The organism is Streptomyces sp. NPDC093109 (assembly GCF_040701725.1).
GTDB lineage: Bacteria > Actinomycetota > Actinomycetes > Streptomycetales > Streptomycetaceae > Streptomyces.
Genome location: NZ_JBFBEZ010000017.1, coordinates 65469 through 89185 on the forward strand (window position 1 = coordinate 65469; position 23717 = coordinate 89185).

20 protein-coding genes and 1 pseudogene are annotated in these 23717 nt (G+C 70.6%); 10 read left to right on the forward strand and 11 right to left on the reverse strand.

The window, feature by feature from the left end; genetic code table 11:
• Positions 1–203 precede the first annotated feature (203 nt).
• Positions 204–3524, forward strand: coding sequence for a S8 family peptidase (locus AB0389_RS18310; protein ID WP_366396437.1), 3321 nt, complete (start codon positions 204–206; stop codon positions 3522–3524).
• A 124-nt stretch (positions 3525–3648) separates the two neighbouring features.
• Here AB0389_RS18310 and AB0389_RS18315 read toward each other — a convergent pair whose 3' ends face one another.
• The 5 genes from AB0389_RS18315 to rsmI form a co-directional block, all read right to left on the reverse strand.
• Positions 3649–4560: a 4-(cytidine 5'-diphospho)-2-C-methyl-D-erythritol kinase gene (locus AB0389_RS18315; protein ID WP_366396515.1), complete on the reverse strand. Its 912-nt coding sequence runs from the start codon at positions 4558–4560 to the stop codon at positions 3649–3651.
• A gap of 83 nt (positions 4561–4643) precedes the next feature.
• Positions 4644–5519: a 16S rRNA (adenine(1518)-N(6)/adenine(1519)-N(6))-dimethyltransferase RsmA gene (rsmA, locus tag AB0389_RS18320; RefSeq protein ID WP_366396516.1), complete on the reverse strand. Its 876-nt coding sequence runs from the start codon at positions 5517–5519 to the stop codon at positions 4644–4646.
• A gap of 58 nt (positions 5520–5577) precedes the next feature.
• Complete coding sequence (locus AB0389_RS18325; protein WP_366396438.1) at positions 5578–6420, reverse strand: TatD family hydrolase; 843 nt, start codon at positions 6418–6420, stop codon at positions 5578–5580.
• A gap of 123 nt (positions 6421–6543) precedes the next feature.
• Complete coding sequence (locus AB0389_RS18330; protein WP_366396439.1) at positions 6544–7017, reverse strand: hypothetical protein; 474 nt, start codon at positions 7015–7017, stop codon at positions 6544–6546.
• A gap of 139 nt (positions 7018–7156) precedes the next feature.
• Positions 7157–8257: a 16S rRNA (cytidine(1402)-2'-O)-methyltransferase gene (rsmI, locus tag AB0389_RS18335; RefSeq protein ID WP_366396440.1), complete on the reverse strand. Its 1101-nt coding sequence runs from the start codon at positions 8255–8257 to the stop codon at positions 7157–7159.
• A 71-nt stretch (positions 8258–8328) separates the two neighbouring features.
• Here rsmI and AB0389_RS18340 point away from each other — a divergent pair, with 71 nt between their 5' ends.
• From AB0389_RS18340 to AB0389_RS18355, 4 genes are all read left to right on the forward strand, one after another.
• Positions 8329–10056 carry a phospholipid carrier-dependent glycosyltransferase gene (locus AB0389_RS18340; RefSeq protein ID WP_366396441.1) on the forward strand — a complete coding sequence of 576 codons (1728 nt, stop codon included), beginning with the start codon at positions 8329–8331 and terminating at the stop codon, positions 10054–10056.
• 99 nt (positions 10057–10155) lie between these two features.
• The gene (locus AB0389_RS18345) at positions 10156–11856 is read left to right on the forward strand and encodes a penicillin-binding transpeptidase domain-containing protein (protein ID WP_366396442.1); all 1701 of its coding nucleotides are present in this window, start codon (positions 10156–10158) and stop codon (positions 11854–11856) included.
• A gap of 172 nt (positions 11857–12028) precedes the next feature.
• Complete coding sequence (locus AB0389_RS18350; protein ID WP_366396443.1) at positions 12029–12916, forward strand: DMT family transporter; 888 nt, start codon at positions 12029–12031, stop codon at positions 12914–12916.
• Between the two features lie 75 nt (positions 12917–12991).
• Positions 12992–14011, forward strand: a complete 1020-nt coding sequence (locus AB0389_RS18355; protein WP_366396444.1) for a DUF1259 domain-containing protein — start codon at positions 12992–12994, stop codon at positions 14009–14011.
• A gap of 78 nt (positions 14012–14089) precedes the next feature.
• On the opposite strand, the gene AB0389_RS18360 is transcribed toward AB0389_RS18355, so the two are convergent.
• Entirely contained in the window at positions 14090–15388 is a 1299-nt protein-coding gene (locus tag AB0389_RS18360; protein WP_366396445.1) for a serine hydrolase domain-containing protein, read from the reverse strand.
• A gap of 229 nt (positions 15389–15617) precedes the next feature.
• Here AB0389_RS18360 and AB0389_RS18365 point away from each other — a divergent pair, with 229 nt between their 5' ends.
• On the forward strand, positions 15618–17033 hold the full coding sequence (locus AB0389_RS18365; RefSeq protein WP_366396446.1) for a M14 family metallopeptidase: 1416 nt from the start codon (positions 15618–15620) through the stop codon (positions 17031–17033).
• Positions 17034–17117: 84 nt separating this feature from the next.
• Here AB0389_RS18365 and AB0389_RS18370 read toward each other — a convergent pair whose 3' ends face one another.
• Both AB0389_RS18370 and AB0389_RS18375 read right to left on the reverse strand, forming a co-directional pair.
• Positions 17118–17390: a hypothetical protein gene (locus AB0389_RS18370; RefSeq protein ID WP_366396447.1), complete on the reverse strand. Its 273-nt coding sequence runs from the start codon at positions 17388–17390 to the stop codon at positions 17118–17120.
• Positions 17383–17811 (reverse strand): ATP-binding protein, encoded by a 429-nt coding sequence (locus AB0389_RS18375; protein WP_366396448.1) that lies wholly within the window; start codon positions 17809–17811, stop codon positions 17383–17385. The genes AB0389_RS18370 and AB0389_RS18375 overlap by 8 nt, the downstream gene beginning before the upstream one ends.
• A gap of 316 nt (positions 17812–18127) precedes the next feature.
• On the opposite strand from AB0389_RS18375, the gene AB0389_RS18380 reads away from it, so the two are divergent.
• From AB0389_RS18380 to AB0389_RS18395, 4 genes and pseudogenes are all read left to right on the forward strand, one after another.
• Positions 18128–19009 carry a DUF5753 domain-containing protein gene (locus AB0389_RS18380; protein ID WP_366396449.1) on the forward strand — a complete coding sequence of 294 codons (882 nt, stop codon included), beginning with the start codon at positions 18128–18130 and terminating at the stop codon, positions 19007–19009.
• A gap of 4 nt (positions 19010–19013) precedes the next feature.
• Positions 19014–19199, forward strand: coding sequence for a DUF397 domain-containing protein (locus AB0389_RS18385; RefSeq protein ID WP_366396450.1), 186 nt, complete (start codon positions 19014–19016; stop codon positions 19197–19199).
• 5 nt (positions 19200–19204) lie between these two features.
• Positions 19205–19381, forward strand: a complete 177-nt coding sequence (locus AB0389_RS18390; RefSeq protein ID WP_366396517.1) for a DUF397 domain-containing protein — start codon at positions 19205–19207, stop codon at positions 19379–19381.
• Between the two features lie 771 nt (positions 19382–20152).
• Positions 20153–20398, forward strand: a pseudogene (locus AB0389_RS18395) (transposase); the annotation flags it as partial.
• A 121-nt stretch (positions 20399–20519) separates the two neighbouring features.
• On the opposite strand, the gene AB0389_RS18400 reads toward AB0389_RS18395, so the two are convergent.
• The 3 genes from AB0389_RS18400 to AB0389_RS18410 form a co-directional block, all read right to left on the reverse strand.
• A complete protein-coding gene (locus AB0389_RS18400) occupies positions 20520–20987 on the reverse strand; it encodes a hypothetical protein (RefSeq protein ID WP_366396451.1) in 468 nt (155 codons plus the stop codon).
• Between the two features lie 676 nt (positions 20988–21663).
• Positions 21664–22161, reverse strand: a complete 498-nt coding sequence (locus AB0389_RS18405; RefSeq protein ID WP_366396452.1) for a GNAT family N-acetyltransferase — start codon at positions 22159–22161, stop codon at positions 21664–21666.
• A 754-nt stretch (positions 22162–22915) separates the two neighbouring features.
• On the reverse strand, positions 22916–23707 hold the full coding sequence (locus AB0389_RS18410) for an AraC family transcriptional regulator (RefSeq protein ID WP_366396453.1): 792 nt from the start codon (positions 23705–23707) through the stop codon (positions 22916–22918).
• Positions 23708–23717 lie beyond the last annotated feature (10 nt).

The window sequence follows — 23717 nt, forward strand, 5'->3', positions numbered from 1 at the left end:
GGGCCGTGGCTCATCTCCTCGTCCAAGACGACTGCCCGACGAGGCCCTGCCAACTATTGAGCTAGGCAACCCAGTTGGTGGTGTGCACGGACGGGCAACACGGTGTGCACTCATCCTGGGGGGACGAGTTGTTCAGGAGCAGGAGCAGGGACAAGAGCAGAAGTAGCAGCAGAAGCAGCAACAGCAGGCGAGCCGGCGCCGCCATGGTCGCGGCGCTGCTCACCGCCGGGCTCGCCACCGGGTTCGCCCCGGCAACCCCGGCGGCAACCACAGCGGCGGACCCGGCCGCCGGAGCAACGGACCCCGCCGCAAGCCGCGTTGGGGGAGTCGCTCCGCTGACGACCACCGTCGTGACCCTGATCACCGGTGACCGCGTCCACGTCGACGCCAAGGGCCGGGTGGGCCGGGTGGAGGCTGCCGAGGGGCGGGAAGGGGTGCGGGTATCGGTCCGGCGGGACGGTGGCGCGACCTACGTCGTGCCGGCGGACGCCGCCGCGCTGGTCGCGCAGGGGAAGCTGGACCGGCGACTGTTCGATGTGACGGGCCTGCTGAAGGCCGAGTACGACGACGCGCACCGGGCTTCGCTCCCGCTGATCGTGTCGTACGCGAAGGACGCGAAGCAGAAGGCGCGGGCGAAGGCGGCCATCGCGGACGCGGATGTCTCCGTACGCCGTAATCTGCCCGCCGTCCGGGGTGAGGCGCTCACCGCGCCCAAGGACGACACCGCCGATGTCTGGCACGCGCTCACCGCGCCCGGTGACCCGGGCGTCGAGGGGCGCGAAGTGGCGCCGGGGATCGAGCAGGTGTGGCTGGACGGCAAGCGCAAGGCGCTGCTGGACAGGAGTGTGCCGCAGATCGGCGCGCCGGCCGCGTGGCAGGCCGGTTTCGACGGTACGGGGGTGAAGGTCGCGGTCCTGGACACCGGGGTCGACCAGACGCACCCCGACCTCAAGGGTGCCGAGATCGTCCAGAAGGACTTCTCCGGTTCCGGCAATATCGTCGACCACTTCGGCCACGGCACGCACGTCGCGTCCATCCTGGCCGGCTCGGGCGCCAAGTCGGGCGGGAAGTACAAGGGCGTCGCGCCCGGTGCGAAGATCATCGACGCCAAGGTCCTCAACGACTCCGGCGGGGGCAACGACTCCGGCATCATCGCGGGCATGCAGTGGGCCGCCGACCAGGGCGCCCGGATCGCCAACCTGAGCCTCGGCGGCCCCGACGCCGGAAAGAACGACCCGCTGACTGCGGCCGTCGACCGGCTGTCCGCCACGACGGGCGTGCTCTTCGTCATCGCCGCCGGCAACGAGGGCCCCAACCCCCGGAGCATCGGCTCCCCGGGCAGCGCCGCCTCCGCGCTGACCGTCGGCGCCGTCGACCGCAAGGACAAGCTCGCCGTCTTCTCCAGCGTGGGCCCGACGGTCACCGGCGCGCTCAAGCCCGACATCACCGCACCCGGCGTGGACATCGTGGCCGCGAAGGCCGCCAAGGGGTTCATCGGTGAACCGGCCGCCGACGGCTACGTATCGCTGTCCGGTACGTCCATGGCGACGCCGCATGTCGTGGGCGCCGCCGCGATCCTCGCCCAGCAGCACCCCGACTGGACCGGGCAGCGCATCAAGCAGGCGCTGGCCTCCTCCGCCAAGCCCACCGCCGGGCTCACCCCGAACCAGCAGGGCACCGGCCGCGTCGATCTGACGAAGGCGATCACCCAGACCGTCGTCAGTGAGCAGACCGCCCTGGACTTCGGCATGAAGCCGTGGCCGCACACCAACGACAAGCCGGTCACCAAGAAGATCACGTACGCCAACGCCGGTACGGCCCCGGTCGCCCTCGATCTGTCGCTGGAGATCGCCGGCCCCAAGGGCAAGCCCGCCGCGGCCGGTTTCTTCACCCTCGGCGCCCAGCGGATCACCGTCCCCGCCGGGGGCACGGCAAGCGTCACACTGGTCAGCAACACCTCGGTCGGCAGTGTGGACGGCGCCTTCACCGGTGCGGTCGTCGCCAAGGCCACCGACGGCGGCCAGAGCGTCCGTACCGCCTTCATCGCCGTCCGTGAGGTCGAGTCGTACGACCTCACAATGAAGTTCATCGACGCCAAGGGGAAGTCCGCCTCCGCCGCGATCAATGTCATCAGCCACTCCGGTGACTTCCTGTGGGACTCCTGGAACATCAAGGGCACCGCCAAGGTCCGCGTGCCGAAGGGCTCCTATCTGTTCGACGCCGAAGTGATCACCCCCAAGGGCGACTTGGCGGTGATCGTCCACCCGAACGCCAAGGTGACCAAGAAGGCCACGTACACCTTCGACGCCCGCAAGGCGAAGCCCATCAAGATCACAGCGCCGGACTCCGCGAAGTTCGCCCAGGCGTCCGTGAGTTACACGCTGTACCGGCCGGCGATCGAGTACGGCAGGGGCTGGATCGCCGGCTCCTTCGCCGGGATCAGGACCCTCCAGGTCGGCGCGGGGCTGCCGGCGAAGGAGTTCGTCGCGGAGATCGGCGGCCAGTGGGTGAAGGGCAGCACCAGCTACAACCTCCTTTACCCCCGCCCGGGTTCAATGTTCAGCGGATTCACCCACAAGGCCGCCAAGAGTGAACTGGCGCTGCTGAACGTCAAGATCGGATCCTCCGCCAAGAACCGCAAGGGTTCCGTCTCCGTCGGCTGGACCGGCAGGGGCGAGACCGGGTTCAGCGCCACCACGGGCACCTTCTCGTTCCCGCGTACGGCGAAGACCTATGTCTCGGCGCCCAAGGGCTACACCTGGGACGTATCGGTCACCCAGGGCAGCGGAAACGAACCGAGCCTGTACCTCAACGACACGGCGAGCAGGGCGTACAAGGCCAAGAAGACATACAACTTGACCTACAACGTGGGGGTGTTCGCCCCCTCGGTGAACCGCAGCCGCTTCACCACCTACGAGCAGTGGGGGAACCTGCTGTTCTTCTGCGTGCCGCAGTTCTCGGACGGCGCCGGGCACCTCGGCGTCTCCGCGGTCGCCAAGCAGCGGTCCTCGGTCACCGTCGACGGCAAGAAGATCGCCGACTTCAAGGGCGAGATGTGCGGGCTGTTCGAGGGCCCGCCCGACAAGGCGGCCAAGGCGCGGGTCACCACGGACGCGACGCGCTCCACCACGGTCGCCGGGGTCACCACCCGTCTCGTCGCGACCTGGAACTTCACCACGAAGAAGCTCTCCGGTAACGACAGGGCGACGCTGCCGCTCTCCTCGCTCCGCTTCAGCCCGAAGCTGAGCCTGGCGAGCACGGCCTCGGCCGGCAAGAAGCTCACCGTGCCGCTGACCATTGAGGGCGCGGCCAGGAAGAGCCTCAAGTCCCTTGCCGTGCAGGTCTCCTACGACGGCGGCAAGAAGTGGGCCAAGGCTCCGGTCACCACCGCGAAGGACGGCAAGAAGAGCCTGAAGCTGAGCCACCCGAAGAAGGCGACGTCGGTCTCCCTCAAGGCGAAGGTCGTCGACAAGAACGGCAACAGCTACGAGGTCACGATCATCAAGGCGTACCTGCTGAAGTAGGCGACTGAAGCAGGGAGACTTCGGCAGTACGCGCGTCGGGCAGTACGTACGTCGGCCGCGTCCGGGCGGGGATCACGCACCACTCCCCCGGGCGCGGCCGGCGCCGTTCCCGCGTTCGGTTCGTTCACACCACCGTCGCGCCGGGCGCCGGGGACGTCGCCACCCTGGCTGTACGGCACGTACCCGAGGCGGTCAGCGCCTCGGCCACGGTGGTTGCCGAGTCGGCATCCTTCGTCAGGAAGGCCGTCGTCGGGCCCGAGCCGGAGACCAGCGCCGCCAGGGCGCCCGCCGCCGTACCCGCCGCGAGGGTGTCCGCCAGGGACGGGCGCAGGGCGAGGGCCGCGGGCTGGAGGCCGTTGGAGCCGGCGAGGGTCGCCGCCAGCGCGACGGGGTCGCCCGTACGGAGCGCGGCGAGGAGCGCGGGGTCGGCGGCCGGGGGCGGGACGTCCGTCCCCTCGGTGAGGCGGTCGAACTCGCGGAAGACCGTCGGTGTGGAGAGGCCGCCGTCCGCGACCGCGAACACCCAGTGGAAGCCACCGCCGACATCGAGCGGGGTCAGGTGCTCGCCCCGGCCTGTGCCCAGCGCCGCGCCACCGATCAGGCTGAACGGTACGTCGCTGCCCAACTCGGCGCAGATGGCGAGCAGTTCGTCCCGCGAGGAGCCCAACCCCCACAGTGTGTCGCAGGCCAGCAGGGCACCGGCGCCGTCCGCGCTGCCACCCGCCATGCCGCCCGCGACCGGGATGTCCTTGTCGATGTGGATGTGGACGGCCGGTTCGATGCCGTGCCGCTCCGCCAGGGCGATCGCCGCGCGGGCGGCCAGGTTCGTCGCGTCGAGCGGGACCTGAGCGGCGTCCGCGCCCGCGCAGGTGACGCGGAGCGTGTCGGCCGGGGTGACGGTGATCTCGTCGTGGAGCCCGACCGCGAGGAAGACGTTGGCCAGGTCGTGGAAGCCGTCGGGACGGGCGGCGCCCACCGCGAGCTGGACGTTGACCTTGGCCGGGACCCGTACGCGTACGCGTTCCGGCCCCTGCACCTGCGCCCCTACCCGCTGCGGCTTCAGCTCTTGCTCCCGCTGCTGCACCTTCGCCGGTTCCTGCCCCCGCCCCCGCTCCGTGCTCACGCGCCCGCGCCCTTCGACTCCGCGATCCGCGCGAACTCCTCGACCGTCAGCGACTCGCCGCGCGCCTGCGGCGACACCCCCGCCGCGACCAGCGCCGCCTCCGCCGCCGGTGCCGAGCCCGCCCAGCCGGCCAGGGCGGCCCGCAGGGTCTTGCGGCGCTGCGCGAAGGCCGCGTCGACGACCGCGAAGACCTCGGTCCTGCTCGCCGTCGTCTTGACCGGCTCGGCCCTGCGGACGAGCGAGACCAGCCCAGAGTCCACATTGGGCGCGGGCCAGAACACATTGCGGCCGATCGCGCCCGCCCGCTTCACGTCCGCGTACCAGTTGGCCTTCACGGACGGCACGCCGTACACCTTGTTGCCCGGGACGGCGGCCAGCCGGTCGGCCACCTCCGCCTGGACCATGATCAGGGTCCGCTCGATGCTGGGGAAGTGCTCCAGCATGTGCAGCAGCACCGGTACGGCCACGTTGTACGGGAGGTTCGCGACCAGCGCGGTCGGCGCCGGGCCCGGCAGCTCGGTGACCCGCAGCGCGTCCGAGTGCACCAGCGCGAAGCGGTCGGCGCGCGCGGGCAGCCGCGCCGCGATCGTCGCGGGCAGCGCGCCCGCAAGGGTGTCGTCGATCTCCACGGCGGTGACCCGGTCGGCCACCTCCAGCAGCGCCAGCGTCAGCGATCCCAGCCCGGGGCCGATCTCCACGACGACATCGTCGGGGCGCACGCCGGCGGTGCGGACGATCCGGCGGACGGTGTTGGCGTCGATGACGAAGTTCTGGCCGCGCTGCTTGGTCGGGCGTACGCCCAGCACCGCGGCGAGTTCGCGGATCTCCGCGGGGCCCAGCAGGGCGTCGGAGGCCGGAGCCTCTGGGGCAATGTCGTCGGGGGCCGGGGCGTCGGGGGCCGGGGCGTCGGGCTCAGTGCTGCTCACCTGCTCAGCCTACGGGGGCGCCGTACCCGAACGCGCGCGCCGTGTTGTCCGCGAGCGCCCGCGCCATCGTGTCCTCGTCGATCCCGCGCACCTCGGCCATCGCGCGCAGCGTGACCGGGATGAGGTACGGCGCATTCGGACGGCCGCGATAGGGCGCCGGCGTGAGAAAAGGCGCGTCCGTCTCCACGAGAACGAGTTCCAGCGGCGCTATTGTGAGCGCATCCCGCAACGGTTGAGCGTTTTTGAATGTGACATTACCGGCGAAGGACATGTAATAACCGGCGGTCGCACACTTCTCCGCCATTTCCGCGTCACCGGAATAACAATGGAAAATCGTGCGTTCCGGCGCGCCTTCCTCCGCGAGGATACGCAGCACATCGGCGTGCGCGTCCCTGTCGTGGATCACGAGCGCCTTGCCGTGGCGCTTGGCCATCTCGATGTGCGCGCGGAAGGAGTACTCCTGGGCGGCGACGCCCTCGGGGCCGGTCCTGAAGTAGTCGAGGCCGGTCTCGCCGACGCCGAGCACCTGCGGCAGGACGGCCAGCCGGTCGATCTCGGCGAGCGCGTCGTCCAGCGCGTCACTCAGCGCCTGGCCGATGCGCGGCGCCTCGTTGGGGTGCAGGGCCACGGCCGCGTGCACGTTCTCGTACGTCCCGGCCGTCTCGGCGGCCCAGCGGGAGCCCTTCAGGTCGCACCCCACCTGGACCACCGTCGTGACACCGACCGCGGCGGCCTTCTCCAGGGCCTCCTCGACGGTGCCGTCCTGCATGTCCATGTGGGTGTGCGCGTCCGCGACCGCCACCCGGAGGGGCTCGGGCAGCGGCGGCGGGGCTTGCTTCGCACTCATGGGAGCGATCCTACGAGGGCCCCTCGGCGCCCGCTCCCACCGGCCTGCCTCAGCCGGTCCGGCCTGTCTCAGCCGGTCCGTCCTCTCGGTCCGTCCTCTCGGTCCGTCCTGTCCCGGTCCGTCTCAGCCGCGGTGGCGGTGCTGGAACGGATGCAGCAGATCGGAGAGGTGCCAGTGGTGGTGGCCGTCGGCCACCCCGGATATCGCGTCGCCGGGCTCCCCGGCCGGCCGCGCCGCCGCCGTTGCTGTCGCCGCCGTCGCTGTCGCCCCGGTCGCGGTCGCCGCAGCCGCCGCGGCTGCCTCGGCCCCCGCCCGGGACGTCTTCGCCGGGTGGCGCTGCTCGTGCGTCAGCGCCAGGACGGACGAGACCTGTCCGGACCTCATGATGCGTACGACATGCCCCCCGCAGTTGACACAGGTCGGGCTCGACAGCGGCGACGGAACCCGTACCCCGTCCACCTTGTACACCACGACATTACGGCCCGCGCCGTCGACGAAGTGCGTTATGTCGAAAGACTGCTCCCAGCCGTGTCCACAGTGCATGCAGCAAAAGGCATATGCCTCGTGGGCGACGGCGGTGCCCGTGATCTCACTCATGCCAGCTCCTCTCCACTGACCCAGTGGACGCCTTTGCGGGCGTGAGTGCATCGGGCCTGTCGATTAATGGAGGGGTCTTGGCCTTCTCATGCCACAAAAGCCCGGCAAAAGGCACACGGCACGGTCTGCGCTTTACATTTCAAGAAGGTCCTTTGCCGTTCCCGCCGGTCCCCCCGGCCGTCGGCGCCACGTTCTTCGCCACGTTCTTCGCCACGCCCCGTGCCGCGTTCTTCGCCGCAACCACCGCGTCGAACACCTCGCGCTTCGGCACCCCGGCCCCGGCGGCGACCGCCACGATCGCCTCCTTGCGCGGCTCCCCCGCCTCCTCGCGCTCCCGCACCCGCCGCACCAGTTCGGCCGCGTCCACGTCTCCGGGTACGGGGGCGGGCGCGCCCTCGACGACGACGGTGATCTCGCCCCGTACGCCCTTCGCCGCCCAGGCCGCGAGGTCGCCCAGGCCGCCGCGCCTGACCTCCTCGTACGTCTTGGTCAGTTCGCGGCAGACGGCGGCCCTGCGCCCGGCGCCGAAGACCTCGGCCATCGCGGCGAGGGTGTCGTCCAGCCGGTGCGGCGCCTCGAAGTAGACGAGGGTGCGGCGCTCGCCCGCGACCTCGCGGAGCCGGCCGAGGCGTTCGCCCGCCTTGCGCGGCAGGAAGCCCTCGAAGCAGAAGCGGTCCACGGGCAGCCCGGAGAGCGCCAGCGCGGTCAGTACGGCGGACGGTCCGGGCACGGCGGTGACCCGGATGTCCCGCTCGACGGCCGCCGCCACCAGCCGGTACCCGGGGTCCGACACGGACGGCATGCCCGCGTCCGTGACCAGCAGCACCCGCGCGCCACCGGCCAGCGCCTCGACCAGCTCGGGGGTACGGGCGCTCTCGTTGCCCTCGAAGTACGACACGACGCGGCCCCGGGTCCGTACCCCGAGCGCCTGCGTGAGCCGGCGCAGCCGCCGGGTGTCCTCGGCGGCGATCACATCGGCGGTCTCCAGCTCGGCGGCGAGCCGGGGCGGCGCGTCCGTGACATCGCCGATGGGCGTCCCGGCGAGCACGAGCGTGCCGGCAGCCCCGTCCGCGCGGTACGCGACGTCGGCGCGGTGCGTCCACTCCTCCTCGACGACGTACGACGCGTCCGTACCGTCCGCACTATCCGCACCGTCCGCACTATCCGTACCGTCCGCGCCGTCCGTATCGCGCGCTTCGCGTGCTTCGTGGGGTTCTTGAGGTCCGTGAGTTCCGAGCATTTCCGTCACATCCGCCATCCTCGCAGGACGCGACGCGCCCCTCGCACAGCGGCGTTCCCTACGATGGCGCGGTGACGAGTACTGCGCCCACACCCCTCCAGGGGCACGACGCCGGGGACAAGCCGCCCTCATGGCCCCAGCGGCTCCGCCGATTCGGCCACGCCCCCCGGCGGGTGACCGGGCTGCGCGAACGGCTCGTGCCGCCGTACACCAGGCCCTCGGAACGGCTGTGGGCCGTCCTCGGGGTGTCGCCCGCGCTCGCGGACCGGATCGTCCGCTGGTCGGCGTGGGGCGGGCCGCTGCTGGTGGCGCTGGTCGCGGGGGTGCTGCGGTTCTGGCGCCTGGGCAGCCCCAAGGCGGTGATATTCGACGAGACGTATTACGCCAAGGACGCCTGGGCGATCATCAACCAGGGCTACGAGGGCAGCTGGCCCAAGGACATCGACAAGCAGATCCTCAAGGACCCGTCGTCGGTGCCCGTGCCGTCCGACCCCGGCTATGTGGTGCATCCGCCGGTCGGCAAGTGGGTCATCGGCCTCGGTGAGCAGCTCTTCGGGTTCAACCCCTTCGGCTGGCGTTTCATGGTGGCGGTGCTCGGCACGCTGATGGTGCTGATGCTGTGCCGGATCGGGCGCCGGCTCTTCCGGTCGACGTTCCTGGGGTGTCTGGCGGGCGCGCTGCTGGCCGTCGACGGGCTGCACTTCGTGATGAGCAGGACCGCGCTGCTCGACCTGGTGCTGTCCTTCTTCGTACTGGCCGCGTTCGGCTGTCTGCTGATCGACCGCGACTGGGCCCGGCGCAGACTGGCGGCGGCCCTGCCGGTGGACGAGGAGGGCCTGCTGCGCCCGGACGCCACCGTCGCGGACCGGCTGCGGCTCGGCTGGCGGCCGTGGCGGATCGGCGCCGGGCTGATGCTCGGGCTGGCGTTCGGAACAAAGTGGAACGGCCTCTACATGCTGGCCGCCTTCGCGGTCATGGCGGTGCTCTGGGACGTCGGCGCCCGCCGCGTCGCGGGCGCGCGCCTGCCGTACGCCTCGGTGCTGAAGCGGGACATTCTGCCGGCCTTCGTCTCGACGGTCCCGGTCGCGATCGCCACGTACGTCGCGTCCTGGACCGGCTGGATCGTCACCGACAAGGGGTACTTCCGGAACTGGGCGACGACGGCGGGCCAGGGCCAGGGCGGCCACTTCACCTGGCTGCCCGACTGGGTGCGCAGCCTGTGGCACTACGAGTACGAGGTCTACCAGTTCCACATCAACCTCACCTCCGGCCACACCTACCAGTCGAACCCGTGGAGCTGGATCGTCCTGGGCCGCCCCGTCTCGTACTTCTACGAGGACCCGGCCGCCGGTACGGACGGCTGCCCGGCGACGACGGCCGGCAAGTGCGCGCGCGAGGTGCTGGCGATCGGCACCCCGCTGCTTTGGTGGACGGCCGCGTTCGCGCTCTGCTACGTGCTGTGGCGCTGGCTCTTCCGCCGCGACTGGCGCGCGGGCGCGATCGCGTGCGCGGTGGCGGCGGGCTGGGGCCCCTGGTTCATGTACCAGGAGCGGACGATCTTCCTCTTCTACGCCGTCCTCTTCGTGCCGTACCTCTGTCTGGCGGTGGCCATGCTGCTCGGCGCGATCATCGGCCCGCCGGGCTCCGACGAGCGCCGCAGGACGGTCGGCGCGGTCGGCGCGGGTGTGCTGACCCTGCTGATCATCTGGAATTTCATCTACTTCTGGCCGCTGTACACCGGGACACCGATCCCGATCGACTCGTGGCGGGCGCGTATGTGGCTGGATACCTGGGTGTGAGGTGTGGGCCGCGTCGCAGTCCGGCGGCTCTCGCCCCGGGGGTCGCGGCGGTCCCGTAGAGTGCGGCCACCTGGGGACTGGGGAGGGGAGACCGCACTCATGCGCAGTGGAGCGAAGACCGCCGTGATCGGCGGAGTTTTTCTGGTGTTCGCGGGTGGGGTCGGGTACGGCGCGTACAACGTGTACGACGGGATCACCGGCGGCGGTACGGACACGGGTGGTTCGTCCGTCTCCTCGGCACGGGACGCCGGCACCGCGCCGCTGACCGCCGCGGAGGTCGACAAGGCCGGCCGGGACTTCCTCGCCTCCTGGGCGAAGGGCGACGACGGCGCCACCGTGGCCCAGTTGACCAACGACCCGAACGCGGCGGCGACGGTCGTCAACGACTACCGCGAGCAGGCGCATGTCACCCGGGCGGAGATCACCCCGGGGCAGGCGTTCGGCACGAAGGTCCCCTTCACCGTCCGCGCCACCGTCGAGTTCGGCGGGCTCAGCGCGCCCTGGACGTATACGTCGGAGCTGACGGTGGTGCGCGGGCTGACCACCGGCCGGCCGCTGGTCGACTGGTCGCCGTCGGTGATCCACCCACGGCTGACGAAGACCAACCAGCTCGTCACGAGCGAGGCGTCGGCCCCTCAGATCGAGGCCGTCGACCGCAATGGCGTGGAGCTGACGAAGGAGAAGTACCCGTCCCTCGGGCCGGTCCTGGACGAACTGCGGGAACGGTACGGCGAGTCGTCCGGCGGCGCGCCCGGCATCGAGCTGATGCTGCGGAACGACAGTGACGGCGGTACGGGCGGCAGCGGTACGGGCAGCGGCGGCGGTGCGGGCAGCGGTACGGGCCGGGCAGCCGAGACGCTGCTCAAGCTCTCCGAGGGCACGCCGGGCCGGCTGACGACCACGATCGACGCGAACGCGCAGTCCGCCGCCGAGCGTTCGGTGAAGCAGTTCAGTGAGGCGTCGGTGGCGGCCGTCCAGCCGAGTACGGGCGAGATCCTGGCCATCGCCAACAACCGCGCGGACGGCTTCAACGCGGCGCTGCTCGGCAAGCAGGCGCCCGGCTCCACGATGAAGATCGTGACCGCGGCGCTGCTGATGGAGAAGGGCCTGGCCGCCGCTGACCGGCCGGCCGAGTGCCCGCCGAACGCGTCGTACCAGGGCCGTGGATTCCAGAACCTGAACGGGTTCTCGCTCGACAACAGGCCCTTCTCGGAGAGCTTCGCGCGCTCCTGCAACACCGCCTTCATCAAGCTGATCGACGACGTCAGGGACGACTCCGCGCTGGCGACGGAGGCCCGGGACGTCTTCGGAATCGGACTCGACAACTGGAAGACGGGCATCCCGACCTTCGACGGCAGTGTGCCGGAGACCGTGGGCGGCGAAGCGGCGGCGCAGTACATCGGACAGGGCACCGTACAGATGAACGCGCTGAACATGGCGTCGATCACGGCCACCGCCAAGAACGGCTCCTTCAAGCAGCCCGTCATCGTGGCGCCCGAGCTGGACGGCCGGGAGATCGCCACGGCCGCGCGCTCGCTGCCGTTCGATGTGGCGGACCAGCTGCGCCGGATGATGGTCATCACGGCCACCTCCGGTACGGCCGCCAACGCGATGTCGGGGCTGAGCGGCGACAAGGGCGCGAAGACCGGCTCCGCCGAGGTCGACGGCCAGGAGACCTCGAACAGCTGGTTCGTCGGCTACCGCAACGATGTCGCGGCGGCGGCCGTCGTCCAGGCCGGCGGCCACGGCGGCGACGCGGCGGGCCCGGTGGTGGCGGCGGTGCTGGGCGCGGGAGGGTAAGGGACGGGCGGGGGTAAGCCGGGCGGGAGTAAGCCGGGCGGGAGTAAGCCGGGCGGGGGTAAGCCGGGCGGGAGTAAGCCGGGCGGGGGTAAGCCGGGCGGGGGTAGGCCGGGCGGGGGTAGGCCGGGCGGGGGTAGGCCGGGCGGGGTAAGAGCCTGACGGGGGGAGGCAGATGACACCGCTGGTGGCCGCGGCCGTCCTCATCGCCGCTCTGACGCACGCCAGTTGGAACGCCATCGCGCACAACATCCCCGACAAACTGGTCGCGTTCACCCTGATCGGCGGCGGCGCGGCCGGAATCGGCGCGGTCCTGGCCTGCTTCACACCGGTCCCGGCCGCGGCGGCCTGGCCGTATCTGGTGGTGTCGGGCGTGGTGCACGTGGCCTACAAGCTGCTGCTGATGCGCTCCTTCCAGCTCGGTGACTTCGGCCAGATGTATCCGATCGCCCGGGGTACGGCGCCGCTGGTGGTGACGGTGGCCGCCGCTGCCTTCGTCGGCGAGTCCCTGGACGCGTGGCAGGCGACGGGGGTCGCGGTCGCCTCGGCGGGGCTGGTGGGACTGGCGCTGTGGGGGATCCGGGGCAGCGGGACGACCTCAAGGGCGGAGCCGGGAGCTGAGCCCAGGGCGACACCGCACTGGCCCGCCCTGCTGGCCGCCCTCGCGACCGGGCTGTCGATCGCCGCGTACACCGTCGTGGACGGCGTCGGCGTACGGAACGCGGACTCCACGCTCGGCTATATCGCCTGGCTGATGATCCTGGAGGGCGCCGTGATCCCGGCGTACGCCCTGTGGATCCGGCGCGGGCCGCTCCTGCCGGAACTGCGCCGGCACGCCGGGCTCGGCCTTCTCGGCGCGGTGCTCGCCATGTTCGCGTACGGCCTGGTCCTGTGGGCCCAGACGCGGGCGGCGCTGGCCCCGGTCTCGGCACTCCGGGAGTCGTCGATCATCGTCGGCGCCGCCATCGGGACGGTTTTCTTCAAGGAGCGTTTCGGCGGGCCTCGGATGGTGGCGGCGGGGTTGATGGTGGTGGGCATCGGACTGATGCTGCACGCGGGCTGACGTGTCGTCGGAGGTTCACCGGCACCTTCGTGTTCTCATCTCCTCCCGGAGGTGCAAAATAATATGAATACACCCATGCGGGACACAACGCCCCGGCGCACCCTGCTCACCGCCGCCGCGCTGGCCCCCGTACTCGCCGGAGTACCGCTCCTTACCGCCAGAGCATCGGCGGCATCGGCTGAGCCGCCACGCGTCGGCGATCCCGGCCACGGCACCGAGCCGGTCCGGCCCGTACCCAGCACCGAGGCGTACTGGCGGGGCGTCGCGGCGGAGCTGGGCCGGCCGGGGACCCTGGGGAACAACAACACCGCCTACTTCACCCGCTACCCGCGCGGGGACCTGCGGCTGAGCGCGCACGGCGTCCCCGTGTCGCCGTCGCTCGCCCTCGGGTCGCACATCGCGTTCGTGCGCTACCCCGGCGACGAGGTGCTGCTCATGGGCGATCTGACGATCACCGAGAGCGAGGTGCCCGGGGTGCTCAACGCGCTCCAGGACCACGGGATCTCGCAGACCTCGCTGCACAAGCATCTGCCCGCCCACCAGCCCGACGTCTGGTGGATCCACGTCCACGCGCACAGCAAGGACCCGGTGGCCCTCGCGCGCGGCATGCGGGCGGCACTGGACCAAACCGCCAGCCCGCCGCACACCGACCCGGTGCCGCCGCCACCGCTCGATCTGGACCTCGACGGAATCAACGCGGCGCTGCGCACCAAGATCGGCCGGGACGGCGAGGTCGCCAAGGCCACCTTCGCCCGCCGCGAGCCCATCGTGGACCAGGGCATGGTGCTGCCGACGGGACTCGGCTCGATCTCCGCCCTCATCTTCCAGCCACTGGGCGGCGGACGGGCCGCGCTCAGCGGGGACTTCGCGCTGATCGCCTCGGAGGTGCAGGGGGTCATCAAGGCGCTGCTGCGCGGCGGTATCGGCCTGGTGGAGCTGCACAACCACGGGCTCACCGAGAGCCCGCGGATGTTCTTCATCCATGTGTGGGCGGTCGGCGACGCGGTCCGGCTCGCGAAGGCGCTGCGGCCGGCGCTGGACCTCACCAACGTGGAGCCGGTCAGCAACCCCCGGGTCCCGGCGTCGCAGGAGTAGTCGTAGGAGTACTTGTAGGAGTACTTGTAGGTACGGAGGAGCGGGACGGCCTCACACCGAGCCGGAGCCCATAGCCCCTCAGGCCGCCCCGCCCTCCGGCGTCGCCCCGCCCTCCGGCGTCGCCCCGCCCTCCGGCGCCACCACGCTCCGTACCGCCCGCACCAGCGCCTGCGCGCGCGGGTCCGCCGTCACGCCCTTGCGCATCCCGTTCGTCACGTACCCCAGCGCGATCCCCGTCTCCGGGTCCGCGAAGCCGAGCGAGCCGCCGCGCCCCGGATGGCCGAAGGAGCCCGGCCCCAGCAGCGGCGCCGCCGGGCCGTGCAGCATGAAGCCCAGGCCGAAGCGGGTGTGGACGACCAGGACGCGGTCGGGGCCCGCCGACTCCTCCGTACGGGCCAGGGTCAGCGTCGCGGGCGCGAACAGCCGGTGCCCGTCGACGGGACCGATCATCGCCGCGTAGCAGCGGGCCAGCGCGCGGGCCGTCGAAATGCCGCCGGACGCGGGGAGTTCGGCCGCGCGGTACGCGGGATCGTTCTCGTCCGGCAGCGGGTCGATGACCCCGAACGCGCGCCGCGTCAGCGACCCCGGGTCGCCGTACGCCGCCGAGACGGACCGCTTCGGCCGCAGCCGCAGCGCGCCCCCGACGGCCGCCGGCTCCGTCACCGGGCCGATCCGGCCCACCCGGTGCGCCTCCTCGGCGGGCAGCCCGACCCAGAAGTCGAGCCCGAGCGGCCGGGCGATCTCCTCGGCGATCCAGCGGCCGATGGACCGGCCCGTCACCCGTGCGACCAGCTCGGACAGCAGCCAGCTGTAGGTCTGCGCGTGGTAACCGTGGTCGGTGCCCGGCTCCCACGCGGGCCCCTGCGCGGCGAGCGCGCGCGCCCCCGACACGCCGTCGATCGCCTGCGCGGGCGTGAGCGGCCGGTCGAGCACGGGCACACCGGCGCGGTGCGACAGCAGATGCCGGACGAGTACGCGCTCCTTGCCCGCCGCCTTGAACTCCGGCCAGTACGTGCCGAGCGGGGCGTCCAGGTCGATCTGGCCGCGCTGGTGGAGCAGCAGCGGTACGGCGGCGGCGATGCCCTTGGTGGCCGAGCGGACGATCTGCGCGGTGTCGAGCGCCCAGGGGGCACTTACGCCCGTGTCGCTGCCCACGTCACCGCCCGCATCGTCGCCCGCATCGCCGTCCGCATCGCCGTCCGCATCGCTGCCCACGTCGCTGCCCACGTCGCGCGTACCCGCCCACAGGTCGACGACCTTGCGGCCGTCCCGGTACACGGCGACCGCCGCGCCCCGTTCACCGAGCCGCTCGAAGTTCCCGGCGAACGCGTCCCTAACCGGCTCGAAGCCCGCATCCACCGTGCCCTGGACGTCCACGCCCGTACTCCCTGCCCGTCGTTGCCCGTCGTTGCCCGTCGTTGCCCGTCGTTGCCCGTCGTTCCGCCCTCGCCGCGTCCCGTCCCGTCCCGTCCCAGCAGGGCGGTCCTTCTATTGCAGCACGGCGAGGGCGGCGACGAATTCCGGGGCGGACCAGGCAGACCCGAGGCACTCTTGACCTGACCATGACATAACCCTCAGGATGGCTCCCCCCTACACAGGAGAACTCATGCGCCTCCGACCCTCAGGAAGCGGAACCACAGGGAGCGGAACCAAACGCACCCGCCACACCCGCCACACCCGTCGCGGCCGGACCGGCCCCCTCGCCGCCCTCGTGGCCCTGGCCCTCGGCCTCACGGCCGTTGCCGCCCAGAGCGACTCGACCTCCCCGTTACAGCAGGCCGCGTCCGGCACCACCACCGCCGCCGTCGGGCCCGACACCACCGAGGACATCGAGCAGTACGAGATCCACCTGCACTCGACCCCGGCGACCCGTACCGAAGTCGCCTCCACCGGCGTGTCCATCGACGAGACGGACAGCGAGTCCGTGGTCGTCTCCGCCAACCCCGCGCAGGTCGCGAAGCTGAGCGCACTCGGCTACGAGGCGACCCCGCTGGGCGGCCCCCCGGACCGCAGGGCCGACGGCGAGGTCTCCATCGCCGACTTCCCCTCCTCGGACTCGGCGTACCACAACTACGCGGAGATGACGACGGAGATCAACTCGGTCATCGCGGCGAACCCCACCATCGCGAGCCAGCGCGTCATCGGCACCACGTACGAGGGCCGCAACATCGTCGCCATCAAGATCAGCCGCAACGTGGCCGTCGACGAGAACGAGCCCGAGGTCCTCTTCACCCACCACCAGCACGCGCGCGAGCACCTCACCGTCGAGATGGCGCTGTATCTGCTCAAGGAGCTGACCTCCGGTTACGGCACCGACTCCCGGGTCACCACACTCCTCAACACCCGTGAGATCTGGATCATCCCGGACCTCAACCCGGACGGCGGCGAGTACGACATCGCCACCGGCTCGTACCGCAGCTGGCGCAAGAACCGCCAGCCCAACTCCGGCTCCACCGCCGTCGGTACGGACCTCAACCGCAACTGGGCGTACCTCTGGGGCTGCTGCGGCGGCTCGTCCGGCAGCTTCTCCTCGGAGACGTACCGGGGCACGGCGGCCGAGTCGGCGCCCGAGGTGAAGGTCGTGGCGAACTTCGTCCGAAGCCGGGTCGTGGGCGGGGTGCAGCAGATCAAGGCCGCGATCGACTTCCACACCTACAGCGAGCTGGTGATGTGGCCGTACGGCTACACCACGGCCACCACCGGCACCGGCCTGACCGCCGACGACCGCGACGCCTTCGCGACGGTCGGCCGCAAGATGGCCGCCAGCAACGGCTACACGGCGCAGCAGTCCAGCGCCCTGTACATCACGGACGGCTCGATCCCCGACTGGCTGTGGGGCACGCACAAGATCTTCAGCTACACCTACGAGATGTACCCGAGGACGAGCGCGCAGGGCGGCTTCTACCCGTCGGGCTCACTCATAGCCCGCGAGACCAGCAGGAACCGCGACGCGGTACTCCAACTCCTGGAGAACGCGGACTGCATGTACCGGTCGATAGGCAAGCAGGCGCAGTACTGCTGACGTGACGGCCGTGCCCCCTGCCCCCGGCCCCGGCGTACGCCGCCGGGGCCGGGGGTACGGACAAGGCCACGCACCCGGACCGCGTCACACCCGCGCCCACCCACGCGGCCGGGGCAGCTCACCGGCCGGTACGGTCACGAGGACCGGCGCGCGGTGGCAGTGGCAGGTGTACGCGTAGACGGGGCCGGGCGCGCCCGTCACGCCTGTCTCGGCGGCGATGAGCAACGCCCGCGCGTCGTCGCCCGGCTCGACGGAGGACGACGAGGCCGCCCACAGGACGGTCACGACGAGCACGAGAAAGCTCAGGCCGAGCGCGACGACGCCCCAGAGCCGCGCGTCGCTGACGGGCTCAACCATGTTGCCGTCCGACCGACTTGGCCCGGCCACCGCCGTCGCGAACGTCAAACTCGGCGAACACCGTCTTCCCCACGGTCCGGGGCTCCGTCCCCCACCGGTCCGCGACCTCCGCGACGATCCGGAGCCCCCGCCCGAAACACTCGTCGTCCGCCGCGACTCGGGCATGCGGCAGCCGCTCCCCACGCGGGTCACTGACCTCGACGCGCAGGGTGCCGACGCGGAGGACGTTCCGCACCTGAAACAGCCGGCCGCGAATGCAGCCGTGCATCAGGGAGTTGGTTCCCAGCTCGGAGACCACCAGCCCGACGGACCAGGCGAGTTCGGGATACCCCCACTCGGTCACCAGTTGCACGGCACGGTGTCTGGCGAGGGTGACACTGCTGGCGGCCGGGGTGTAGCTCAGCCGGTCCTCGTGCAGCACGGGCCCGAAGGGGGGCTCGGGGCAAGGGGTTTGGGGTCCTGAGGCCATGGACGCGCACCTCCAAGTGCGGTCGGGGGCGTTGCCCGTACGGGGCGGATACGCGGCGGTGGCGATACCGGAGCCCGCGTCGGCCGTTGGGCAGGGCGGGGCGGTGCACTTCCGCTGGGCGGTTCCGCTGTGCGAGCGGTTGCGTACACACCGTATTGGGGTGATTGGCTGTCCCGCAAGATGGCGGACAGCCAGTTTGCTGCCCAAGTTGAGTTCACCGGCGCCGAGACCCCAAAATGGGGCGTCACCAACGAGAGGAAGGGTCAGCGTGGGCGGTACCAACCCGGATCGCGGGAAGACGGTCTCAACCGTCCTCGGACGCAGACTCGGCGGCGAGTTGCTGCGCATGCGATTGCAGCGAAAGCAGGGGCAGGCGGCTGCGGCAAGGGCCCTGACGGCATCCGCGACCAAGGTCGCGAAGATGGAGCGCGGCTTGGTCCCCATGCGGGACCCGGACATCCGAGCGTTGTGTCACCTGTACGGGGAACGGGACGAGGCGTCCATAGCGCGCTTGCTGGAACTGGCGGCCGTAGACCGCGATCGCCGAAAGGCGAAGGGCTGGTGGGACCACTACGCGGATCTTCAGTCTCTGGTCGAATACGTGGCACTGGAGGACATCGCCACCCGCATTCGAGCGTGGGAAATCGCGGTTCTACCAGGTGTGCTCCAGACACCGGACTACGCGCGAGCCTTGGCCGCGGGAAGTGGCGCATGGCCTGACCCGGCCAAGATCGAGCCGTTCGTCGAGGCCAGGATGGCCCGAAAGGGACGCCTACTGGGGGAGCAACCGTTCGAACTGTGGGTACTCCTTCATGAAGGAGTACTGCGTCAACACGTCGGCGGCCAGGCCGTGATGAAGGACCAGCTTTCACACCTGCTGGACATGGCCAAGCACCCCAACGTGAAGTTGCAGGTGGTGCCGTACAGCGCGGGTGCCCATCCGGCCATGGGCATTGCCTTCAATATCGTTTCGTTTGCTGAAGCGGACGCACTCGATGTCGTACACATGGACACCGCGTCGTCAGCCGTCTGGCTGGAGGGAGAGGCCGATGCCAAGCGACACGGTCAGTTCTTCGAACGACTCGCACAAATGGCTCTCGTACAGCGCGACTCCCTCGCACTGATCAGCGCAATCATCAAGGAGTTGTAGCCGCGTGCCGAACTACGAGTTCGTCAAGTCCAGTTATAGCGGGGGCAACCCCGAGAACGCGTGTGTGGAAGTCGCCAGGAACATAGCCACCACCGTCGCCATACGCGACTCCAAACACCCCACCGGCCCAGTCCTGCGAGTCACCCCTACGACCTGGCAGACCTTCACCACCCACATCGAACAGGGGTAGACGCCATTCCCACCTTCGATTTCATCAAGTCCAGCTACAGCGGCGCAGAACAGACCCAGGAGTGCGTGGAAGTCGCTCGCAACGTACCCACCATCGTCGCCATACGCGACTCCAAGCACCCCACCGGTCCGGCCCTGCACGTCACCCCCGCCACCTGGCTGACCTTCACCACCAACCTCTAGGCAAGTGGGCCCTGCGGGGCTGCGCGGCAGTGGCATGGGGTGACTCGGCACCGGTTCGGCGGCCAACGGTCCGCCGCTCGCTGAGACTCATGCCCCGCTGGTCACCGTGGAGTTGTCGGGCTCGGCTCAGTGCAACGCTGAGTGGGGTGGGTCGGTGGCGGAGGTTGTTGGGCGTGGGGCCGCCCCTCCAGCTGTGAGTTTCGCGCCTCCAGGACAGGTGTAAAGGGCGCTCCTGCGTCGCGTCGGCTGCGCCGATTACGCTTCGCTACACCCTTGACACCTGCCCTTCCGGCGCAAGTGCAGGTGCGGGAGGGGCGGCCGGGGGGGAAGGGGGGCCCAAGAGGTCCGCTGCCCTACCACTCGGCTCAGGGCCTGACGGGCCGGTAGGCCCTGCGGGGCTGCGCAGCAGTGGCATGGGGCTGCCGGGCTTGTCTCGGCGGCTGACGGCCGCCCGTTGGCCGGCACTCATGCCCCGCTGGTCACCGTTGCGTCGTGGTACCCGGCAGCCGGGCGGGAGTTGCTGTCCGACCGGGGCCCTCGGGCCGGACCGGGGATCTCCGGGCGGCGCCCGGAGCAGGGAGTGCGACGGTAGAGCCACTATCGGCACGTCAGACGGCCACAGCGACACCGTCCTCGGGATCAAGCACCCCCACCCCCACCGGTACGCCCCATATGCCCCACTATGGCGGGGCGTTGGGGCTCACCCGCCAGGAGTCATGTGTCCTGGAGTGCACAAGCCGCGCTCCAGGACACATCCGCAGCCTCGGGGGCCGACGCGGTATCCACGCTGTCATCCCCCAGCCGTCCGACCAGACCGGCCACCGCCTGCGGCGAGGCAGTGCCGGCGGCCTACCGCCGCCCTTCGACGCGGAGGAGTACAAGTAGCGCAACGCGGTCGAGCGACGCATCGCCCGGCTCAAGCAGTGGCGCGGCCTGGCCATGCGAACGGACAAGCTCGCCATCGCCTATCAGGCCGCACTCCACCTCGCCGCGATCCTCATCCGGGCCCGGCGATAAGGGTCGTCAGCAGTCGGAAGCAACGCGCGTCCGCAGGCGAAGAGACCAGTACCGACGTGCTCCACGACGCTGAACGCCATGCGGATAGGCACGGTGTCCTCACCCGGGCGTCACGCGGATATCACTCCCGGAGGAACTCGAACGCCCAGGCCTGGGGCTTGCCGATGCCCGTCATCCCCAGCCCGAGCTGAGGCGGGAAGATCTTGATCGGCAAAATGATCGCTGCCAGGTCGCTATCGGGAACACGGATGACGAAAGGTTCCGGAATGATCCCGATCGGCAGTGGCTCGACGTTCCAAATACGCGTGGGGAAATCACTCAGCGGCCCCAGGATCAGCCTCTCACCGGACTGAGGCTCCTTGTAACTCAGGGAAGCACTGGGGATGATCTGGGCGGGGAACTGGATGGCAGTGCCGCCCTCGGCGCGCTCTACGCGCCACTCTTGCTCTCGTTCCGGCACAGCCCCCTTACCCGCAAGGGTCACACCCTGCTCGGTCGCCGTGAGGATCGCCGCCTCAGGGGCGATGCCTTCGCCGAGCGCGAAGATGCGGTATGTGCCGTTGCGTAGGTTGGCCAGGCTGCTGCTCATGGGTGACTCCTTCGCCTAGTGATCGCCACGACCGCGACCGACTACGGCCGACAGCCTCCTGCGGCGACAAGTGGACCGGCCCGCGGATCGGCCGGACCACCAGGCAACGCCACAGAAGCCCTGAACAGGCGCCACAAGACAGCAAACCACCCGAACGTGGGAAAACCCCAAGGAGACAGGCCCTGGGCAAGTGGGCCCTGCGGGGCTGCGCAGCAGTGGCATGGGGCTGCCGGGCTCGTCTCGGCGGCTGACGGCCGCCCGTTGGTCGGCACTCATGCCCCGCTGGTCACCGTTGCACTGTGGTACCCGGCAGCCGGGCGGGAGTTGCTGTCCGGCCGGGCCCTCGGGCCGGACGGGGTCCTCGGGCCGGTCCGGGGTCTCCGGGCGGTGCTCGGGGGCAGGGGGTGCGACGTTAGAGCCACTATCGGCACGTCAGACGGCCACAGCGACACCGTCCTCGGGATCAAGCACCCCCACCCCCACCAGTACGCCCCATATGCCCCACTATGACGGGGTATTGGGGCTCACCCGCCGGGGTCATGTGTCCTGGAGTGCACAAGCCGCGCTCCAGGACACATCCGCAGCCCCGGGGGTCGTCCCAACGGCCGGCAGGTGCGGGCCGTCGGGGCCTAGGCAACTCTGCCGGTCGCAGCGCTGGTCTTGTGGCTGTGGTTACTCACACGGCGCGCTCCATGCACAGCAGTTGGTCCCGGCCCTCCCAAGAATCGGCGACGGTGAAGCCGAGACGTTCGTACAGGGCGATGGCGTCGGTCCGCCACTTCCACACCGACAGCCGTACCGTGCTGACGCCGCTTTCCGCAGAATGCTCAAGCGCGGCCCCGACCAGGCCGGACGCGATGCCCCGGCCTCGGAAGGCGGGATCCGTCCAGAGCCTCTTGATCTCTGACCGGCCGTGCACGGGCGCGGTCACCACCAGACAGCCCACGGCGGTGTCGCCGCTCAGAGCGATCAGCACGGCGTCGTCGGCGAACGCGGCCCGGGGGTTCAGGATTTCCGCCCGGTAGCGGTCCGGCAGCCCCTCCACATCGGCAACGGCCTCGCCCTTCTCGGCCTCCGTCCGCAGATGGTAGGCCGCCAACAACTCGGCCACGCGATCCTCGGAGGTGCCCTGACCTGGCCAGCGAACGACGACAGGCTCGCGTTGATCATTCATTGCGCCAGCATCACACGCCCCCCTCCCATCCCGCTCCAGCCGGCGCACACACCGCGGGCCCCGTGGTCGTCATACGTCGCAGGCCCCCAGTCAACAACGCCTGAAAGCAACAGCGTTGAAGCGTCCCCCAGCCCTCTCAGGTGCGGGTTACGCACTCCAGGACACAAGAACTCCCTCCGGGAGCCCACTCGTCGCCACACAAACCCCACCCACCCCACCACCCCCACCGGCGGTGACCAGTGGGGCACGTGTCTCAGCAAACGGACGGCCGCCAGCCGCCGAGACGAGCCCCGCTGCCCCACTCCACTGCCGCGCAGCCCCGCAGGGCCCACCGGGCCGCCAGCCCCTGAGCCGAGTGGCAGAACAGCAGACCCCCCGGGCAACCCCCACCCCCCGGCCGCCCCCTCCACTCCCGCACTTGCGCCTCCGGGGCAGGTGTCAAGGGTGCAGCGAAGCGAAATCGGCGCAGCCGACGCGACGCAGGAGCGCCCTTTACACCTGACCCGGAGGCGCGACACTCAGAGCAGAAGGGGGCGGCCCCACGCCCACAACCTCCGCCCCCGTACACCCCTGTCTACGTCTTGGCGCTGACCCGCACCCAATATCCCCACAGCGGTGGGGGGGGGGTTGCCGCCCGGCCGGGACCTCCCCGGGGGCCACTTGTGTCCTGAGGTGCGTAAGACCGACCGGTCCAAGACACACTCCGGGACGCGAAGGCGGCCGTCGCGTTCCACGCCGCACCTGACCGCCGGGGTCAGTCCGTGTGGATGTAGGTGCCGGGCGTGTGGCCGGTGACGCGGCGGAAGGCGTTGATGAAGGCGCTGGGTTTGCGGTAGCCGACGGCTCGGGCCGTGGTGTTGACCGAGGCCCCGTCGGCGAGCAGTTGGATCGCCGCCCGGATGCGGACCTGAGTGCGCCAGCGGGCGAAGCTGAGCCCGGTCTCACTGAGAAAGAGCCGCGACAGGGTTCTGACGCCGGCGTGGACGTGATCGGCCCAGGCGCCGAGTTCGCGCTGATCCGACGGGTCCGCGATGAGCCGTTCCGTGATGGCCCGTACGCGTGGGTCTGTTGGCATGGTCACGTTGATGTCATGGGTGGGCAGCGCGACGAGCAGAGCGAACATGAGAACTTCGGCGTGCGGTCGGCTCGGGTCATGGCGGCTTGCCAGGTGAAGGTGCGCGATGAGCTCGCGCAGCAGCGGCCCGACCGCGACGCCCGTCGGCTGGGTCCAGGTGATCGGGCAGCGGTCCGGGGAGAAGGCGACGGCCGACCCCTCGCCGCCGCGCAACACCGCTCCGCCGTGTTCGACCCCACCGGGGATCCACAGTCCGTAGCCGGGCGGGATGAGCCAGGCGCGCGCCGCGGCGGTGACCGTGCCCGTCGCGCTCACGGACCAGAGCAGCTTGGGTTCGGGATGGGCGTGCGTCTCGACGATTTGGTCGAACTGATCCGAGTTGCCGCGGTCGATGCGCAGGATCGGCGACACAGAGGCGTCCGCATCCGCTGAACTGGCCGCTGTGGGGTATTGGTTGACCGCCATGCGCATGAACGCCATC

What these genes read in the sequence shown, in the direction of transcription:
- AB0389_RS18365 (WP_366396446.1), top strand. Translation starts at nt 15,618, where the DNA reads ATGCGCCTCCGACCCTCAGGAAGCGGAACCACAGGGAGCGGAACCAAA.
- AB0389_RS18345 (WP_366396442.1), top strand. Translation starts at nt 10,156, where the DNA reads ATGCGCAGTGGAGCGAAGACCGCCGTGATCGGCGGAGTTTTTCTGGTG.
- AB0389_RS18355 (WP_366396444.1), top strand. Translation starts at nt 12,992, where the DNA reads ATGCGGGACACAACGCCCCGGCGCACCCTGCTCACCGCCGCCGCGCTG.
- AB0389_RS18405 (WP_366396452.1), bottom strand. Translation starts at nt 22,161, where the DNA reads ATGAATGATCAACGCGAGCCTGTCGTCGTTCGCTGGCCAGGTCAGGGC.
- AB0389_RS18325 (WP_366396438.1), bottom strand. Translation starts at nt 6,420, where the DNA reads ATGAGTGCGAAGCAAGCCCCGCCGCCGCTGCCCGAGCCCCTCCGGGTG.
- AB0389_RS18330 (WP_366396439.1), bottom strand. Translation starts at nt 7,017, where the DNA reads ATGAGTGAGATCACGGGCACCGCCGTCGCCCACGAGGCATATGCCTTT.
- AB0389_RS18410 (WP_366396453.1), bottom strand. Translation starts at nt 23,707, where the DNA reads ATGCGCATGGCGGTCAACCAATACCCCACAGCGGCCAGTTCAGCGGAT.
- AB0389_RS18400 (WP_366396451.1), bottom strand. Translation starts at nt 20,987, where the DNA reads ATGAGCAGCAGCCTGGCCAACCTACGCAACGGCACATACCGCATCTTC.
- AB0389_RS18310 (WP_366396437.1), top strand. Translation starts at nt 204, where the DNA reads ATGGTCGCGGCGCTGCTCACCGCCGGGCTCGCCACCGGGTTCGCCCCG.
- AB0389_RS18370 (WP_366396447.1), bottom strand. Translation starts at nt 17,390, where the DNA reads ATGGTTGAGCCCGTCAGCGACGCGCGGCTCTGGGGCGTCGTCGCGCTC.
- rsmI (WP_366396440.1), bottom strand. Translation starts at nt 8,257, where the DNA reads ATGCTCGGAACTCACGGACCTCAAGAACCCCACGAAGCACGCGAAGCG.
- AB0389_RS18350 (WP_366396443.1), top strand. Translation starts at nt 12,029, where the DNA reads ATGACACCGCTGGTGGCCGCGGCCGTCCTCATCGCCGCTCTGACGCAC.